The 16367-nt window shown below is 65.6% G+C and carries 14 protein-coding genes; 10 read left to right on the top strand and 4 right to left on the bottom strand.

Annotation, left to right across the window (positions count from 1 at the left end; all coding sequences use genetic code 11):
* Positions 1 to 14: 14 nt before the first annotated feature.
* The 10 genes from proC to NCT05_RS32505 all read left to right on the top strand — a co-directional run bounded on the left by proC (position 15) and on the right by NCT05_RS32505 (position 11566).
* Positions 15 to 824, top strand: coding sequence for a pyrroline-5-carboxylate reductase (gene proC / locus NCT05_RS32550; protein ID WP_250504158.1), 810 nt, complete (start codon positions 15 to 17; stop codon positions 822 to 824).
* Positions 825 to 851: 27 nt separating this feature from the next.
* Positions 852 to 1601, top strand: coding sequence for an electron transfer flavoprotein subunit beta/FixA family protein (locus NCT05_RS32545; RefSeq protein WP_250504156.1), 750 nt, complete (start codon positions 852 to 854; stop codon positions 1599 to 1601).
* Positions 1602 to 1603: 2 nt separating this feature from the next.
* The gene (locus NCT05_RS32540; protein WP_250504155.1) at positions 1604 to 2569 is read left to right on the top strand and encodes an electron transfer flavoprotein subunit alpha/FixB family protein; all 966 of its coding nucleotides are present in this window, start codon (positions 1604 to 1606) and stop codon (positions 2567 to 2569) included.
* A gap of 213 nt (positions 2570 to 2782) precedes the next feature.
* Positions 2783 to 3406, top strand: coding sequence for a TetR/AcrR family transcriptional regulator (locus NCT05_RS32535; protein WP_250504154.1), 624 nt, complete (start codon positions 2783 to 2785; stop codon positions 3404 to 3406).
* A 51-nt stretch (positions 3407 to 3457) separates the two neighbouring features.
* Positions 3458 to 4693: an ABC transporter ATP-binding protein gene (locus tag NCT05_RS32530; RefSeq protein WP_250504153.1), complete on the top strand. Its 1236-nt coding sequence runs from the start codon at positions 3458 to 3460 to the stop codon at positions 4691 to 4693.
* Positions 4693 to 5595: an ABC transporter permease gene (locus tag NCT05_RS32525; RefSeq protein WP_250504152.1), complete on the top strand. Its 903-nt coding sequence runs from the start codon at positions 4693 to 4695 to the stop codon at positions 5593 to 5595. The genes NCT05_RS32530 and NCT05_RS32525 overlap by 1 nt, the downstream gene beginning before the upstream one ends.
* Positions 5592 to 6413, top strand: coding sequence for an ABC transporter permease (locus NCT05_RS32520; RefSeq protein WP_250504150.1), 822 nt, complete (start codon positions 5592 to 5594; stop codon positions 6411 to 6413). The genes NCT05_RS32525 and NCT05_RS32520 overlap by 4 nt, the downstream gene beginning before the upstream one ends.
* Positions 6414 to 6451: 38 nt before the next feature.
* Positions 6452 to 7483: an extracellular solute-binding protein gene (locus tag NCT05_RS32515; RefSeq protein ID WP_250504149.1), complete on the top strand. Its 1032-nt coding sequence runs from the start codon at positions 6452 to 6454 to the stop codon at positions 7481 to 7483.
* Between the two features lie 21 nt (positions 7484 to 7504).
* Complete coding sequence (locus NCT05_RS32510; protein WP_250504148.1) at positions 7505 to 9556, top strand: hydantoinase/oxoprolinase family protein; 2052 nt, start codon at positions 7505 to 7507, stop codon at positions 9554 to 9556.
* A 9-nt stretch (positions 9557 to 9565) separates the two neighbouring features.
* Positions 9566 to 11566: a hydantoinase B/oxoprolinase family protein gene (locus NCT05_RS32505; RefSeq protein WP_250504146.1), complete on the top strand. Its 2001-nt coding sequence runs from the start codon at positions 9566 to 9568 to the stop codon at positions 11564 to 11566.
* A gap of 88 nt (positions 11567 to 11654) precedes the next feature.
* On the opposite strand, the gene NCT05_RS32500 is transcribed toward NCT05_RS32505, so the two are convergent.
* Genes NCT05_RS32500 through NCT05_RS32485 form a run of 4 tightly spaced genes read right to left on the bottom strand, consistent with a single transcriptional unit; the run spans position 11655 to position 16348 of the window.
* Entirely contained in the window at positions 11655 to 12560 is a 906-nt protein-coding gene (locus NCT05_RS32500) for a dihydrodipicolinate synthase family protein (RefSeq protein WP_250504145.1), read from the bottom strand.
* A 36-nt stretch (positions 12561 to 12596) separates the two neighbouring features.
* The gene (locus tag NCT05_RS32495; RefSeq protein WP_250504143.1) at positions 12597 to 14009 is read right to left on the bottom strand and encodes an FAD-binding oxidoreductase; all 1413 of its coding nucleotides are present in this window, start codon (positions 14007 to 14009) and stop codon (positions 12597 to 12599) included.
* A complete protein-coding gene (locus tag NCT05_RS32490) occupies positions 14006 to 15232 on the bottom strand; it encodes an alpha-hydroxy acid oxidase (protein WP_250504142.1) in 1227 nt (408 codons plus the stop codon). The genes NCT05_RS32495 and NCT05_RS32490 overlap by 4 nt, the downstream gene beginning before the upstream one ends.
* Positions 15233 to 15256: 24 nt before the next feature.
* Positions 15257 to 16348 (bottom strand): ABC transporter substrate-binding protein, encoded by a 1092-nt coding sequence (locus tag NCT05_RS32485; RefSeq protein WP_250504141.1) that lies wholly within the window; start codon positions 16346 to 16348, stop codon positions 15257 to 15259.
* Positions 16349 to 16367 lie beyond the last annotated feature (19 nt).

The raw sequence follows: 16367 nt of genomic DNA, 5'->3' as shown, positions 1-16367 counted from the left end.
CTCAGGAAAACGATATGAAAATCGCCTTCATCGGCGCAGGTAATCTCGCTTCGGCTCTGATGGGCGGACTGATTCGACGGGGCGCGGCGTCTCATGACCTGCTGGCCGTCGATCCGGACGAAAGCAAGCGGCACGCAGCCGCGCAGGAACTGGATGTCGATACGGCGGAGCGCCTTGCATCGGCGGAAGGTTTCGATGCAATCGTGCTCGCCGTGAAGCCGCAGATCCTGGAGAAAGTGTGCGCCGCGCTTGCGACGTTGCTGAGGCGACAACTCGTCATCAGCGTCGCGGCGGGCGTGCGCATCGCGGATATCGCGCGCTGGCTCGGCGGCTATGCGGCCATCGTCCGGTCCATGCCGAACACGCCCGCGTTGATCGGCATGGGCATGACGGGACTGCACGCGGCCCCGGATGTGACGCCCGAGATGCGCGAGCAGGCTAATGCCGTCATGAGTTCGGTCGGCGCGACGCTGTGGGTCGAGCACGAAGCGCAGCTCGATGCAGTCACGGCGGTGTCGGGAAGCGGGCCGGCCTATGTGTTCTATTTCATCGAATCGTTGATCGCTGCGGGCGAAAGCGCCGGGCTCGACGCCAGGCAGGCGCGCACGTTGGCACTGGAGACCTTCTTCGGTGCGTCGGCGCTGGCGCGGCAGTCGGATGAAACGGCGGCGGTGTTGCGCGAGCGGGTGACGTCGAAGGGCGGCACGACGGCGGCCGCGCTGGCCTCGTTCGAACAGTCCGGCATCAAGGAAGAAATCGGGCGCGGCGTGCGTGCGGCACAGGCGCGTTCGGATGAACTGGCCCGGGAACTGGGCGCGCAGTAAAGACAATTTCACTCTCATCTCAAGCTCATGAAAGTTATCGTAACCGTCAAACGCGTGGTGGATTACAACGTGAAGGTCCGCGTGAAATCGGACCGCACGGGCGTCGAACTCGCCAACGTGAAGATGTCGATGAATCCGTTCGACGAGATCGCCGTTGAGGAAGCGGTGCGTCTGAAGGAAGCGGGCATCGCGACTGAAGTGATCGCCGTGTCGTGCGGTGTGATGCAATGTCAGGAAACCTTGCGCACGGCGCTCGCCATCGGTGCGGATCGCGCGGTGCTGGTGGAGACGGCGGAAGAGCTCCAGCCGCTCGCCGTTGCGAAGATCCTGAAAGCGCTGGTCGATCAGGAAAAGCCCGAACTCGTCATTCTCGGCAAGCAGGCTATCGACGACGATTCGAATCAGACCGGTCAGATGCTGGCTGCATTGGCAGGGCTGCCGCAAGCGACGTTCGCATCGAAGGTCGTGATCGCCGATGGCCGCGCTTCTGTCTCGCGCGAAGTGGATGGCGGCGCGGAAACGCTGTCGTTGAAGCTGCCGGCAATCATCACGACGGACCTGCGCCTGAACGAGCCGCGTTATGTCACGCTGCCGAACATCATGAAGGCGAAGAAGAAGCCGTTGAGCACGATGACGCCTGCCGAACTCGGCGTCGATGTCGCGCCGCGTTTGAAGACGCTGAAGGTTGTCGAGCCGCCGAAGCGCGGCGCCGGTATCACGGTGCGGGACGTGAAAACGTTGGTCGAGAAGCTGAAGAACGAAGCGAAGGTGATTTGAACATGACGATTCTGGTAATTGCGGAACACGACAACGCGTCGATCAAGGCGGCGACGCTCAATACGGTTGCAGCGGCCACGAAGATCGGCGGCGACGTGCATGTGCTGGTGGCAGACTCGAACGCGCAAGACGCAGCCGATGCCGCAGCGAAGATCGCGGGCGTAGCGAAAGTGCTGCTCGCCGATGCGCCTCAACTCGCCGACGGCCTCGCGGAAAACGTCGAAGGCACGGTGCTGAACATCGCGAAGGATTATTCGCACATCCTGGCGCCGGCTACCGCTTACGGCAAGAACATCGCGCCGCGTATCGCCGCGCATCTCGATGTCGCGCAGATCAGCGACATCACCGCCGTCGACAGCGCCGATACTTTCGAGCGTCCGATCTACGCGGGCAACGCCATCGCGACGGTGCAGTCGAGCGATCCGGTCAAGGTCATCACGGTGCGTGCAACCGGTTTCGATCCGGTCGCGGCGGAAGGCGGCAGTGCAGCGGTCGAGAAGATCGAAGCCGCCGCCGATGCAGGCATCTCCCAGTTCGTGAGCCGGGAAGTGACGAAGCTGGACCGTCCGGAACTGACGAGCGCGCACATCATCGTGTCGGGCGGCCGTGGCTTGGGCAGCGGCGAGAATTACACGAAGACGCTGGAACCGCTGGCGGACAAGCTGGGCGCGGCGCTGGGCGCATCGCGCGCGGCGGTCGATGCCGGTTACGTGCCGAACGACTTCCAAGTGGGCCAGACGGGCAAGATCGTCGCGCCGCAGCTGTACGTGGCGGTCGGCATCTCGGGCGCGATCCAGCATCTGGCGGGCATGAAGGACAGCAAGGTGATCGTTGCGATCAACAAGGACGCGGAAGCGCCGATCTTCAGCGTGGCCGATTACGGTCTCGTCGGCGATCTGTTCACGGCCGTCCCGGAACTGGCCGCAGGGCTGGATAGCCCGGTCCGCAAACCCTCCCCGCCCCTGTAGCGATGATCCCGACTTGATGCCGCTCCGGCATGAAGTCTTGATTATTTCTCACGCTACATGCGTTTCTTTCCTCGCCAGAATACTTTCAACACGACGCCGCCGAAGCCCGCCAGGGCCCGCCGGCGCCGGATGCGCGCGCTCGTTCGCGCGAAGCTACCCTCACTTACATACCGAGCAGATGGTATCTGCACGACGCCAGAACGGAGACCGGCCATGACGACGACCGTCGTGAAAAGGCGCACGCAGGCCGACCGCACCGCGCTCGCGCGGGCCGCGCTGGTGCGCTCGGCCATCGCGATCCTGAGCGACCTCGGCTTTGCCCGCGCGACGACTTCGGCCATCGCCGAGCATGCAGGCGTGACCACCGGCGCGCTGCATCACCACTTTCCGACCAAGGAGAGCCTGCTGTTCGCGGTGCTCGACGAACTCACCGAAGAAGCGCTCGCGCTGTTTCGCCAGTTGCGCGATCCGGCAAGCCGTGGCGACGGCGCGGCGCGCGGCATCGTCACGTCGCTGTGGGCGCTGTACGGCAGCCGCCGCTATTGGGCGGTCTGGGAAATCAATATCGGATTGCGGCCGGACCAGGCGCTGCATGAGGCGCTCGTCGAGCACCGCACGCGCACGCGCGAACACATGTACCGCGTGATCGAGGCGAATCCGTCGCTCAGGGCCGACACGAAACGCGCACTGTCCGAACTGCTGCCGTTCCTGCTCTCGTCGATGCGCGGCATCTTCCTCGATACGTTCTTCGCCGGCCATGAAGCCGAATGGCTGCATCGCCAGCTCGAGCGGCTGATCCATGCGCTCGACCAGGAGATGAAGGCGCTGTCCGCCTAGCAGAACCGCAACCTCCAGCGCAACGCCCTTATTTGAAACCTGGGAGCTCGCATGAATCACCCTAGTCGCGCTACGGCGCATCCGGCGGCAGGCGCCGCGAGAACCGGTTCGAAGAGCCTCATCCTCGAAGGCGTCAGCAAGCGCTACGGCGGCGTTCAGGCGCTTGACACGCTGACGCTCGCCGTGGAACCGGGCGAACTGGTTTCGTTGCTCGGGCCGTCGGGGTGCGGCAAGACCACCACGCTGCGGCTGATCGCGGGCTTCGAGTTTCCCGATACGGGCAGCGTGCGCATCGACGGCGCCGATGTCTCCGCGTTGCCGCCGAACAAGCGCGGCCTCGGCATGGTGTTCCAGAATTACAGCCTGTTTCCGCACATGACGGTGGGCGAGAACATCGGTTTCGGGCTGCGCATGGCGGGCGCGAAGAAGGCTCATATCGCGGCGCAGGTGACGCGCATGCTCGATCTGATTCGCCTGCCGCAGTATGGCGATCGCCGTATCGGCCAACTGTCGGGCGGCCAGCAGCAGCGCGTCGCGCTGGCGCGCGCCATCGTCAACGATCCTTCGGTGCTGCTGCTCGACGAACCGCTCGGCGCGCTCGACAAGAATCTCCGCGAAGGCATGCAGTTCGAGATCCGCCGCATGCAGCAGGAACTCGGCATCACGAGCGTGATGGTCACGCACGATCAGGAAGAGGCGATGACGATGAGCGACCGCGTCGTCGTCATGAGTCACGGGCGCATCCTGCAAAGCGGCGCGCCACGTGAAGTGTATGACCGGCCGCGCAACCGCTTCGTCGCGGAGTTTCTGGGCACGGCGAATGTGTTCGCGTGCCGCGTCAGCGCGCGCAGCGTGCAGTCGATGACCGTAGCCACGCTGCCGGAATCCGGCAACGCGCCGGTCGAGATGACACTGAGCCTGCCGCGCGCGTTGCAGGGCGACTTGCCGGGCACGCTGGAAGTGGCGCTGCGGCCGGAGAAAATCGCCATCGATGCGCCCAAGGAAGGCCATATCCGCCTGCGCGGACAGATCGTGCAGCACGTGTTTCGCGGCTCGCAACATTCCTATGAGATCGACGTGCCGGGCCTCGGCCCGCGCATCTACGCCTACGAACAAGCGTTCTCCACCGATCACGCGGGCCATGCGCGCGGCCAGGCGGTGACGGTGTCCTTCGCCCCGCACGACGTGGTCGTGCTCGAACCGGACGGCGTGCCTGCCGCCGCGCCGGACGCGAGCATTGCGCCGGTCACGCAGGCCGGGCCGCTGGCGAGCGAAGGAGCGCGCTGATGTCCACGCCCGCCGCCACCACATTCGCCGCCGCGCCCCGAGGACAGCGCCGTGCGCGCGAGGCCGCGCTGCGCATCGCGCTGCTGTGCGCACCCGCGCTCGTGCTGCTGATCGTGTTCTTTGCGTTTCCGCTGATCGGCAACGCGCTGCGCAGCCTCGGACTCGACGCGCAGGCTGCGCCGTCGCACGCCAGTCCGTGGGCGAACTACGAGAAGCTGTTCGTCGACCCGTACTATCGCGGCGTGATCGTCGAGACCATCAAGGTGAGCTTCATCGCGACGCTGCTGTGTCTCGCGCTCGGCTATCCGATCGCGCACTTCATGGTGCGCCGCGCGGGACGCCTCGCGATGCCGATGCTGTTCCTGCTGATCGCGCCGCTGCTCACGTCGATCATCATGCGCACGTTCGGCTGGCGCGTGCTGTTCGCGCGACATGGTCCCTTCAATGACCTGCTGACGTGGCTGCACCTGATCGAACGGCCGCTGCGCGTGCTGGGCGGACCGCTCGGCGTGTATATCGGCATCGTGCATGTGATGGTGCCGTTCATGGTGCTTTCCATCGTGCCGGTGCTGCGCGGCGTGGACCCTCGGCTCGAAGAGTCGGCGCGCATTCTCGGCGCGGGAGCGGCGCGCACGTTCCTGCTCGTCACCTTGCCGCTCGCGATGGAAGGCATTCTCACGGGCTGCGTGCTGGTCTTCATGCTCACGAGCGGCAGCTTCGTGACGCAGTTGCTGCTTGGCGACGGCAGCGTGGTCACGCTGCCGCTGCTGATCTTCCAGCAGTTCTCGCTCACCCAGGACCTCGGCTTCGCCAGCGCGATGGGCAACCTGCTGCTCGTCATCGTGCTTGCGTGCCTGTATGTCCAGTTGCGCGTCGCCGGACGCAAGGGAGACGCACGATGATGCGCGCCGGAACCTTCGACAGAATGGCCGCGCGCGCCGGCGCCGGTTCGCTCGCGGTCTTCACCGCGCTGTTCTTCATCGCGCTCATCGCGCCGATCGTGGTGGTGGTGCTGGTGTCGTTCTCGCCGGACGAATCGCTTGCCGTGCCGCTCGGCGGCCTGTCGCTGCGCTGGTATCACCGCTTGTGGGAATACCGCCCGTTCGTCGATTCGCTGTTGACGAGCCTCTATCTGGCGCTCAGCTCGTCGTTCATCGCGATCCTGATCGCCGTGCCTGCGGCGCTCGGCGTGGGCCGCAGCAGCGGCCGCGTGGCGACGGCGCTCACCACCTTCCTGCTCGCGCCCATCGCCATTCCCGCGCTGGTGATCGGACTGTCGTTGCTGTACTTCCTGTCGAACATCGGCATTGGCGTGTCGTTCCTGGCGCTGCTGATCGCGCATACGGTCGTGTCCGTGCCCTACGTGATGCGCACCACGCTCGCCACCTACAAGAACACGCACGCGTCCTATCTGGAAGCGGCCTCGGTGCTCGGCGCGGACCGCTGGCAGGCCTTCCGCCACGTGACCTTGCCGCTGATCGCGCCGGGCATCTTCGCGGGCGCGCTGTTCTCGATTCTCGTGTCGCTCGACAACCTTGGCGTGTCGTATTTCTTCGGCACGGCGAACGTCACGACACTGCCCGTCGTGATGCTGTCGTACCTGCAAAACCAGTTCGATCCCGCCATCGCCGCAATCAGCACGGTGCAGATGGCGATCACCATTGTCCTGCTGTTGATCGTCGAAAAAACCTACGGCCTGCGCGCGTTGACGACGCAATGAAGCCAGCGCCACACCCCCTCACCTGCTACGGAGCCTGAATGAACGTCTCACATGCTGTGCGCGCCACTGGGCTGGCGATCTCGCTTTCCGCCGCCGCGCTGACCGCGCACGCCGCCGACCTGACCGTCACCGCTTATGGCGGTGCATGGGAACAGGCTTATCGCAAGTGCTTCGTGCAGCCCTTCGAGAAGCAGACCGGCAACTCGGTCGACGTGATTCTCGGCAGCCCGATGCAGTGGATCAACCAGATCGCGGCGAACCCGGCGCATCCGCCCATCGACGTGATGATCGGCCTCGTGGACAGCGGCGAGATCGCGCGCCAGAAAGGCCTGGTGGAGCCGATCGACGAAAAGAACGTGCCGAACCTGAAGGACATCAAGCCGAACATGCTCGCGTACGGCAAGGGCTATGGCTTTCCGATCGCGTTCGGCGACTTCGGCCTGATGTACAGCAAGAAGGCCGTGCCGAATCCGCCGAAGACGTGGAAGGAATTCGTCGACGGCACCAACGCCGGCAAGTGGCGTGCGGCGCTGCCGGGCATCGCCTACGTGGGCACGGCGCAGGGCTTGATCGGTTTGTTCGCGATGGTGTACGGCGGCAGTCTCGACAACGTGCAGCCGGGTCTCGACGAGGTCAAGAAGATGCAGAAGAGCGGCAACGTGACCTTCTACAGCGAACCGAATTCGCCGCTGGTGGCGCTCAAGTCGGGCGATATCGACATGGCCATGTACTTCGACGGCCGCGCCTGGGCCGAGCATGACGCGAGCAATCCGGACATCGGCTATCTGAATCCGAAGCCGGGCGCGGTGGCGTTCCCGACCATGGTGCAGAAGGTCAAGAACGGTTCGCCGCTCGGCTTACAGTTCATGAACGTGGTGGCATCGGCGGAAGGGCAGAGCTGCTTCGCCAACCTGATCCAGTACTCGGCTTCGAACAAGAACGCGAAGTACTCGGAGAAGGTGGCGCCCCGCGTGCCGCAGGACAACGACTCGATGTGGCTGCCGTTCGACGTGATCTCGCAGAAGACGCCGCAATGGGTCGAGATGTGGAACAAGCAGATCGGTCGCTGACCGCAACAGAGGATTGAGTTCATGAGCCTGAGAATTGGAGTCGATATCGGCGGTTCCTTCACCGATTTCGCGGTGCTGGACGACGACACACGCAGTATCCGCACGCTGAAGGTGTTCTCGCGCCCCGACAGTCCCGGCAGCGAGGTGCTGGCCGGCATGGCGGGATTGATCGAGCGCTATGGCATCGAGGCGCGCGACGTCGCGTATTTCACGCACGGCACGACGGTCGGCGTCAACGCGGTGGTGCAGCGGCGCGGCCTGCGTCTCGCCCTCATCACAACGGAAAAGTTCGAGGACGTGCTGGATATCGCGCGCCTGAAGATCCCCGACATGTATCACCTGCTGTCGCGCCGGCCGGACCCGCTGATTCCGCGCGACCGCGTGTTCGGCGTAAAGGGCCGGCTTGCGGCGGACGGCAGCGAGGAAGCGCCGATCGACGAAGCCAGCGTGCTGGCCGCGATCGAAGGCATTCGCCGCTCGGATTGCGAAGGCGTCGTGGTGTCGCTGCTGCATTCGTATCGCAATCCGCAGCATGAGAAGGACGTCAAGACGCTGATCGCGAAGCACTATCCGGAGCTGTTCGTGTCGTGCTCGCATGAAGTGTGGCCGATCATCCGCGAATACGAGCGCACCTCTACCGCGATCATCAGCGGCTATGTGCAGCCGAAGGTCGCGGACTATCTGACGCGTTTGCAGGCTGCGCTCGCTGAAGCCGGCGTGCCCGCCGAACTGAAGGTGACCAAGTCGAACGGCGGCGTCATGAGCGCCGAGAACGGCAAGAGCAACTGCGCGCAGATGATCCTGTCGGGCACGGCGTCGGGCGTGATCGGCGCGGCGTATATCGCGAACCAGTGCGGCATTCGCAACTGCATGAGCCTAGATATCGGCGGCACCACGGCGGACGTCGCGCTGATCGTCGACGGCAAGCCGCAGTACGCGACTGGCGAATACATCGGCGAATTCCAGATTCATATTCCGTCGGTGTCGGTGTCGTCGATTGGCGACGGCGGCGGCTCCATCGCGTGGGTGGACGACTTCGGTGTGTTGAAGGTCGGCCCGCACAGCGCGGGTTCGAATCCGGGTCCGGTCTGCTACGGACGCGGCGGCGAACAGCCGACCATCACCGATGCCTTCGCCGTAATGGGCGTGCTCGGGCAGTCGGACCTCGGCTACAACTCGGTGTCGCTGGATCGCGAGGCCGCGCGCCGCGCAATCGGCACGCTCGCGGAGCGGCTCGGCAAGAGCGTCGAGCAGACGGCGGAGGCCATCATCCGCGTGTCCACGTCGAGCATGTATGCGGGCACCAGCCGGCTCGTGTCGCGCTTCGGCATCGACCCGCGCACCTTCACGCTGCTGCCGTTCGGCGGCGCCGGCCCGATGCTCGCGTGCTATCTGGCGCGCTCGCTGAACATGCCGGATGTCACCGTGCCGGTGACGCCGGGCGTGCTGAGCGCGCTGGGCGGGCTGATCGCGGATATCAAGAACGACTTCGTCAAGACGACCTACTACGAGCTGAACGAGGCGACGCTCGCGCTTCTCGCGGACGATGCCCGCGAACTGGAGAAGCAGGCGCGTGACTGGATGACGGCGCAGATCGGCCATGCAGAAGGCGTGTCCATCGTCATGACGGCGGACATGCGCTATCGCGGTCAATCATTCGAGATCGAGACGGCGCTCGATGCCACTACCATCGCTTCCGGCGATCTCGCCGCCGTGCGCGAAGCGTTCCATCACGAACATCGCCGTTTGTACGGCCACAGCGACGATCACGCGGGCATCCAACTGGTGGCGCTGCGGCTGGTGATTTCCTCGCCGACGCCGAAGCCCGAGCTCGAACGGATCGCGACGAGCGATGCGGCGCCGGTGCCGGTGCGCGAGATCGACGTGTGGATGGACGACGAAGCGCGCCGCATTCCGCTGTATCGCCGTGCCGATTTGCGCGCAGACCAGGCGTTCGAAGGCCCGGCGGTGGTCTCGCAGGACGATGCAACCACGTGCGTGCTGCCGGGCTTCTCGGTCACGGTCGATCCGTTCGGCAATCTGGTTCTGACGAATCGCGCAACTCAACATTGAAGACCGATCATGAAATTCGATAAATCGGAACTGCAGATCTTTGCGAACTACTGCGTCGCGGCCGCCGAAAGCATGGCCTATACGCTGGTGCGTACCGCGCACTCGACCTTCGTGAAGGAAACCGAGGACTTCTCGTGTGCGCTCGCGAGCGTGGACGGCCTGACCTTCGCGTCGCCGCGCACCTTTGGCGCAACGTGGTATGTCGGTCTGGACTACGGTCCGGTGATCCGTTCGTTCACGGACTACAAGCCGGGCGACGTGTGCATGACCAACGATCCGTACAGCGGTTACGTGGCGACGCACACGCCGGATGTGGTGATGTGGAAGCCGGTGTTCTACGAGGGCGAGATCATCTGCTTCGTGTCGGGGCACATTCACAACACGGACATGGGCGGCGCGGTGCCTGCATCGCTGTCGCGCACGCTGACGGAGATTCATCAGGAAGGCATCCGCTTTCCGCCGACGCGCGTGGTGGACGGCGGCGTCGTCAACGAGACGCTCCTGTCGTGGATGATGGCCAACGTGCGCGCGCCGGATCAGAACATCGGCGACTTGAAGGCGCAGATCGCGTGTCTGACGACGGGCGAGCGGCGCGTGCTCGAGATCGTCGAGCGCTTTGGCGTCGAGGCGTTCAAGGCGGGCATCGGCCAGTTACTCGATTACTCGGAGAGCCAGGCGCGCGCGGTGGCCCGCACGATTCCTGATGGCAAGTACTTCTTCGCCGATTACGTCGATGAAGACGCGGTGGGCGGCAAGCCGATGCGCATCGCGCTGACGCTGACCGTCGATGACGGCCTGCTCGGCTTCGACTTTTCCGGCAGCGATCCGCAACTGACGTCGTCGATGAACGTGCCGACCGGGAATCATCCGCGTCACGCGCTGTTGCTGGTTGCGCTCAATTACGTGCTGTATTCGCTGAACCCGGACATCCTGCTCAATGCGGGCATGTTGCGCATCGCGACCTGCGAGATGCCGCTCGGCAGCGTGCTGAATCCCGTGCCGCCGGCCGCGGTGGGCATGCGTACGCTGACGTGCGTGGTCGTGCAGGCGGCGGTGTTCGGCGCGTTCGCACAGGCGCTGCCGGAACGCATGCCGGCTTGTCCGGCGTCGAGCGTGTGTCTGCTCAACGTCAAGACCACCGACACGGCGGGCCGCACCATCATGGCCTCGCTCGGTCCGGTGATGGGCGGCGCGGGCGGTGCATCGGCCGGCGACGGCTCGGATGCGTCAGGCGCGAACATGGCGTTCCTGCGCAACACGCCGGTTGAGATCAACGAAGCCGAAGTGCCGATCCGTATTCTCGAATATGGCCTCGTCGGCGACAGCGGCGGGGCGGGGCAGTATCGCGGCGGCCTGGCCATCGCGATGGAGTTCAAGGTCTTCGCACCGAACACGCTGGTAACCGCGCGCAATCGCGACCGTACGTTGTTCGGCTCGTGGGGCATCAAGGGCGGCATGGCGGGGCGCACCTCGGTGTTCAAGCGCAATCCGGGCACGGAGCGCGAGGAAGTGCTCGGCAATACCGATCTGGTGGCGTGCAAACCGGGCGATGTGATTCGGCTCGAAGGCAATGGCGGCGGCGGTTACGGCGCGCCGACGTTGCGTGCGGCCGAAGCAGTGGCGCGCGATGTCCGGCGCGGTCATGTATCGGCACAGCAGGCGCGCGATCTGTATGGCGTGGTGGTCGCCACGGGCGCGCTGGATGTGGCGGCCACCGCTGCGCTGCGCGCTGAGATGGGCACGGAGCGGAAGCTCGACGATGGTTTCTTCGACTACGGCCCGAACCGCCGCGCGCATGAAGCTGTGTGGACGCGCGAGCGTTATGCGGTGCTGTGCGAATATCTGGAGTCGGTGTCGATCGGCTGGCGCTTCTTCCTGAAGCATCAGATGTTTGAGCGTATCGCGGCACGAGGGGAAGTTGCTGCGGGCGTGGAGATCGTGCATGCGGTGTTTGCGGAACTCGTGGCGGAGTTTCCGGCGCTGGGGGCGGGGGAGAAGCGCGCGGCTTGAGCGCGGCGTCTTGCATCAGCAGTAATAGCAACGGGCCCGGTTCGACGAACCGGGCCCGTTTTATTTGGAACGCGTCAGAGTGATGCGCTTACGGCAACCACTCCTTCGGCAACCCCGCCAACGCCTCCTTCATCCGCGCCACTGTCGCCGCCGCCGGTTCCACCAACGGCAGCCGCACCGGCCCAAGCCCGTCGCTCAGCAACTCGAACGCCTTCTTCGCCGGTCCCGGATTGGTCTCGCTGAAGATCGCATCGAGCATCGGCGCGAGCATGGCATGTTCACGCAGCGCAGTCGCCGCATCGCCATTCGCCGCGCTCGCATGAATACGCGCCCACGCCTTCGGCAACAGGCTCGCCGACGTCAGAATGCCGCCCACCGCGCCCAGTAGCACGTGATGCACATACAGCAGGTCGTCGCCGCTGAGGATCGCCATGTGTTCGCCCGCCAGCGCCACCGTACGCGCGAACGCATTGAGGTCCGTGTTGCACGCCTTCATGCCGATGATCGTTCCGTCCTCCTTCGCCATCGCGGCGAGGGTGGCGGGCGGCGTCGCGTAGCGCGTGCGCGCCGGAATGTCGTACAGCAGCAGCGGCACGCCCGCCGCATCGCGATAACGCTGGAAATACGCGCGCACCCCGGCATCGCTCGGCGTGACGTAGAACGGCGTGACCAGCAGCAACGCCGCCGCGCCCGCATCGACGAATGCCTGGCCCGCGTCGAGCGCTTCGGCATAGCCCGGCGACACCACGCCCGCGACCACCGGCGCGCGGCCACGCGCAGCCTCGACCGTCGCCCGCACGACCCGCGTGCGTTCAGCCGGCGAGAGCGCCGTATATTCGCCGGTGCCGCCCACCGGCACGAGGCCGGCCGCGCCATCGGCGATCAGCGTATCGACTAGTGCATTCAGGCGTTCCGCATCGATTGCACCATCGGCCGTGAATGGCGTCGGAAAAGCGGGGTACAGGCCCTTGAGGGCGGAGACTTCGAGTGTCATCGGTGAGAGTCCTGTGAAAACCTTGAGCGGCGCGCGTCAGAGCAGCTTGCCGGGATTCATCCGGCCATCCGGATCGAGCGCGCGCTTCACCGCGCGCATCATGTCGAGTTCGACCGCGCTCTTGTAGTGCGAGAGTTCATCGCGATGCGCGCGGCCAATGCCATGCTCCGCGCTGATGCTGCCGCCGAACTCCACGGCGGCATCGTTGACGATCTTGCCGATCGCATTGACGCGAGCATCGCGGTCCTCGACCTTCGCCCACACCGCATGCGGGAACAGCACGATGGAGTGGATGTTGCCGTCGCCCACGTGGCCCACATAAAGAAAGCGCGCGCCTTCCACCAGTCCCGCCCCGTTCAGCCTGACTTCGGTCTGCGCGAGGCACGCGGGAATCTGCGAGATGGGCAGCGAAATATCGTGCGTGACGCTCGTGCCGAAGCGCACATTGGCCTCGGACACGATATGCCGGATATTCCACAGCGCCGCGGCCTGCGCTTCGCTCGCGGGGAGCGCGGCATCCAGCGCGATGCCTTCTTCGAGCGCCGCGCCGATCACGTCTTCGAGCATCGCCTGCAACGGCGCGTCGTGCGCGGCATCGGCGAGTTCGATCATCAGCACCCACGGCGACTGGCCGGCGAGCGGATCGCGGGTGTCGGGGACTTCCTGATAGACCACGTCGAGCTGACTGCGCGACATCAGTTCGAACGAAGTCAGCACATCGCCGCAGGTGGCGCGGCAACGCGAGAGCAGTTCGATCGCGGCATCGGCGGAATCGAGCGCGACCCATGCCGTGGCATGCGAGCGCAGCGCCGGAAACAGCTTGAGCACGGCCGCGGTCACCACGCCGAGCGTGCCTTCCGCGCCGATGAACATCTGCTTCATGTCGTAGCCGCTGTTGTCCTTGCGCAGTCCGCGCAGGCCGTCCCAGACACGGCCGTCCGGCAGCACGGCTTCGAGGCCGAGCACCAGCGCACGCATGTTGCCGTAGCGCAGCACGGCGGTGCCGCCCGCGTTGGTCGAGATGTTGCCGCCGATCTGGCACGAGCCTTCGCTCGCGAGCGACAGCGGAAACAGCCGGTCCACCGACGCCGCCGCTTCCTGGATCTGTTGCAGCGTGCAGCCGGCTTCGACGGTCAGCGTGTCGTTGCGCGTGTCGATCTCGCGGATCTTGCTCATGCGCGCGAGGCTGATGATGATGGCGTCGCCCGCTTCGGACGGCGTCGCGCCGCCCACGAGGCCGGTATTGCCGCCTTGCGGCACCACGCTCACGCCAAGCTCCGCGCACAGTTGCATCACCTGCGCGACCTGCGCGGTGTCCGCGGGCTTGACGACGGCACGCGCCTGGCCACGATAGCGGCCGCGCCAGTCGGTGAGCATCGGTTCGGCATCGGCGAGGTCCACGAGGCCCTTCGGCCCCACGATGTGCAGCAACGATTCGATCAGATTCATGATTGGACCCGCTTGGGTAGGACAGTGACGTTAGGTTTGCCGGTCGCGGCAGCAGTGCCGGGCCGCGCGCCCGAGATGCGCTCGTGCAGCGTGTCGATGCCGGGGCTGCCGAGCAGCGTCATGGTCGTCACGATTTCATCGAACAGCAGCGACAGCACATGCGCAACGCCCGCATCGCCGCGTGCCGCGAGGCCATACAGCGGCGCGCGCCCGAGCAGCACGCCGCGCGCGCCGAGCGCGACGGCCTTGACCACATCGGCGCCGCGCCGCACGCCCGAATCGAGATAGACATGCAGCGCATCGCCGACGGCATCGGCCACGGCGGGTAGCACGTCGAGCGGCGCATCCGCGCCTTCCAGCTGGCGGCCGCCGTGATTCGACAGCACGATGCCGTCCGCGCCGTGCTGCTGCGCGAAACGCGCGTCATCGACGGTCAGGATGCCCTTGATGAGCAGCGGCCCGTTCCAGTGCTTGCGCAGCCACGCGATGTCCGACCACGCCAGCGACAGATCCATCTGGCGCGCCAGCGCGGCCGCCTGACGTTGCAAATCGGGGGCTTCGCCAAGACTGCGCGCGAGGTTGATGAGTTGCGGCGTGCCCTGGCGCGCCATCTGCAACGCCCAGTGCGGATGCCGCAGCAGGTCGAGGATCAGCTTCGGCGTGATCGGCAGGGGCAAGCGGTAGTTGTTGTGGATGTCGTGATCGCGGCGGCCATGCACGGGCGTATCCACCGTGACGAGCAGTGCCGTGTAGCCCGCTTCCGACGCGCGCCGCATGATGCTCTCGGCGATACGCCGATCCTTCTGCACGTACAGCTGCATCCACAGCTCGCCGTCCGGCGCGGCGGCGCGCACATCTTCGAGCAGCGACGTGGAGGCGCTCGACAGCGCGAACGGCACGCCGCGCGCCGCAGCAGCGCGGGCCAGCATTTCATCGGCCTTGGGCCAGAACAATCCGTTCAGTCCGGTCGGCCCGACGACCATCGGCGCGGCGGCCGCGTAGCCGAACAACTGCGCGGCCGGCGAGACGTGCGAGACATCCACCATCGCGCGCGGAGCGAAATGCACATCGGCGAACGCGGCGCGGTTGCGCGCCAGCGTGTGACCGTCTTCGGCGCCGCCGTCGAGATAGTCGAAGGCAATCTTCGCCAGCCGCCGCCGCGCGGCCTCGCGGTAATCGGCGACGTTGGCGAAACCCTGCGTTGAAGAATAGAAAAGACTCATCGCATCCTGATGGTTCGACGAGGGCTAGCGCAGCACCCAGTCGTTGAAGCGCTCGATCGCGACATCCTGATGCGCCGGCCAGTACGACGGGTCGATACGCACGCCGCGACGCAAATTGTCCGGGAAGGTCGGCAGGTTCTTCGCGCGCTTCGCATCAATGTACTGGAACGCGTTCGGATGCGTCGGCCCGACCGCCAGCGCGCTCGCCACTTCCGCCTGGCGCTTCGGGTCCGCGCAGAACGCGACGAACTGGCGGCAGGCATCGACATTGTCGCCGCCCTTCATGATGCCGAACGCCTGCGGACCGTAGATGTGGCCGTCCCATGAAATCGCGAGCGGCGCACCCGCATCGATGGCGGGCAGCACGCGCGCCAGCCAGCTCGACGCCATCGCCACTTCGCCCGACTTGAGCAACTGCTCGCACTGCGCGCCCGTCGTCCACCAGATATCGATGCTAGGCTTCACGCGGTCGAGACTCTTGAACGCTTTATCCAGATCGCACGGATAGACGCTGCTCGGCGGGGTGCCGGCGGCCATGAGCGCTTCTTCGATGGTGTCGAACGGGAACCTGCGCAGCGCGCGACGGCCCGGGAACGCCTTGACATCCCACAGGTCGGCCCAGGAAGCAGGCGTTTTGCCGCCCTTGAAGGCGTCCGAGCGATAGGTCATCACCGTCGTGTAGACGTTGTGGCCGATCGCATACGGATCGCGGAACTGTGCGGGAATCTTCGCGACGGCAGCGTTGCCGTCGAGATTGACCGGCTCGAGATAGATCTTGTCCTTGCGCGACAGAAGGTACACGGCCGGAAAGCTCAGCTCGGCCATGTCCCAGGTCTTCGCGCCCGTCTCGACGATGCTCTTGATCTGCGCGGTCGGTTCAGCGCCCGAGGCCACGCCCACCACTTCGATGCCCGTCGCCTGCTGGAACGGCTTGTACAGCGTGCGGGTGTAGATGTCGGTATAGACGCCGCCCGAGTCGCGCACCACGAGGCGCTTCGAAGCGGCTTTCGCCGAGGTCCAGATGGCAGGCATCGCAAGTCCGGCCGCGCCGGCTACGCCGAGTCGAATGAAGTCGCGGCGCGAAGCGGTGGAAGGTTTCTTTTGGTCGTTTGCCATGCGGGTCCCCGGGGTGCGA

Source organism: Caballeronia sp. AZ7_KS35 (genome assembly GCF_023631045.1).
Classification (GTDB): domain Bacteria; phylum Pseudomonadota; class Gammaproteobacteria; order Burkholderiales; family Burkholderiaceae; genus Caballeronia; species Caballeronia zhejiangensis.
This window is presented reverse-complemented; position numbering and strand designations above follow the sequence as displayed.

Coding starts and splice junctions, on each gene's coding strand:
- proC (WP_250504158.1), top strand. CDS start 15: ATGAAAATCGCCTTCATCGGCGCAGGTAATCTCGCTTCGGCTCTGATG.
- NCT05_RS32545 (WP_250504156.1), top strand. CDS start 852: ATGAAAGTTATCGTAACCGTCAAACGCGTGGTGGATTACAACGTGAAG.
- NCT05_RS32540 (WP_250504155.1), top strand. CDS start 1,604: ATGACGATTCTGGTAATTGCGGAACACGACAACGCGTCGATCAAGGCG.
- NCT05_RS32535 (WP_250504154.1), top strand. CDS start 2,783: ATGACGACGACCGTCGTGAAAAGGCGCACGCAGGCCGACCGCACCGCG.
- NCT05_RS32530 (WP_250504153.1), top strand. CDS start 3,458: ATGAATCACCCTAGTCGCGCTACGGCGCATCCGGCGGCAGGCGCCGCG.
- NCT05_RS32525 (WP_250504152.1), top strand. CDS start 4,693: ATGTCCACGCCCGCCGCCACCACATTCGCCGCCGCGCCCCGAGGACAG.
- NCT05_RS32520 (WP_250504150.1), top strand. CDS start 5,592: ATGATGCGCGCCGGAACCTTCGACAGAATGGCCGCGCGCGCCGGCGCC.
- NCT05_RS32515 (WP_250504149.1), top strand. CDS start 6,452: ATGAACGTCTCACATGCTGTGCGCGCCACTGGGCTGGCGATCTCGCTT.
- NCT05_RS32510 (WP_250504148.1), top strand. CDS start 7,505: ATGAGCCTGAGAATTGGAGTCGATATCGGCGGTTCCTTCACCGATTTC.
- NCT05_RS32505 (WP_250504146.1), top strand. CDS start 9,566: ATGAAATTCGATAAATCGGAACTGCAGATCTTTGCGAACTACTGCGTC.
- NCT05_RS32500 (WP_250504145.1), bottom strand. CDS start 12,560: ATGACACTCGAAGTCTCCGCCCTCAAGGGCCTGTACCCCGCTTTTCCG.
- NCT05_RS32495 (WP_250504143.1), bottom strand. CDS start 14,009: ATGAATCTGATCGAATCGTTGCTGCACATCGTGGGGCCGAAGGGCCTC.
- NCT05_RS32490 (WP_250504142.1), bottom strand. CDS start 15,232: ATGAGTCTTTTCTATTCTTCAACGCAGGGTTTCGCCAACGTCGCCGAT.
- NCT05_RS32485 (WP_250504141.1), bottom strand. CDS start 16,348: ATGGCAAACGACCAAAAGAAACCTTCCACCGCTTCGCGCCGCGACTTC.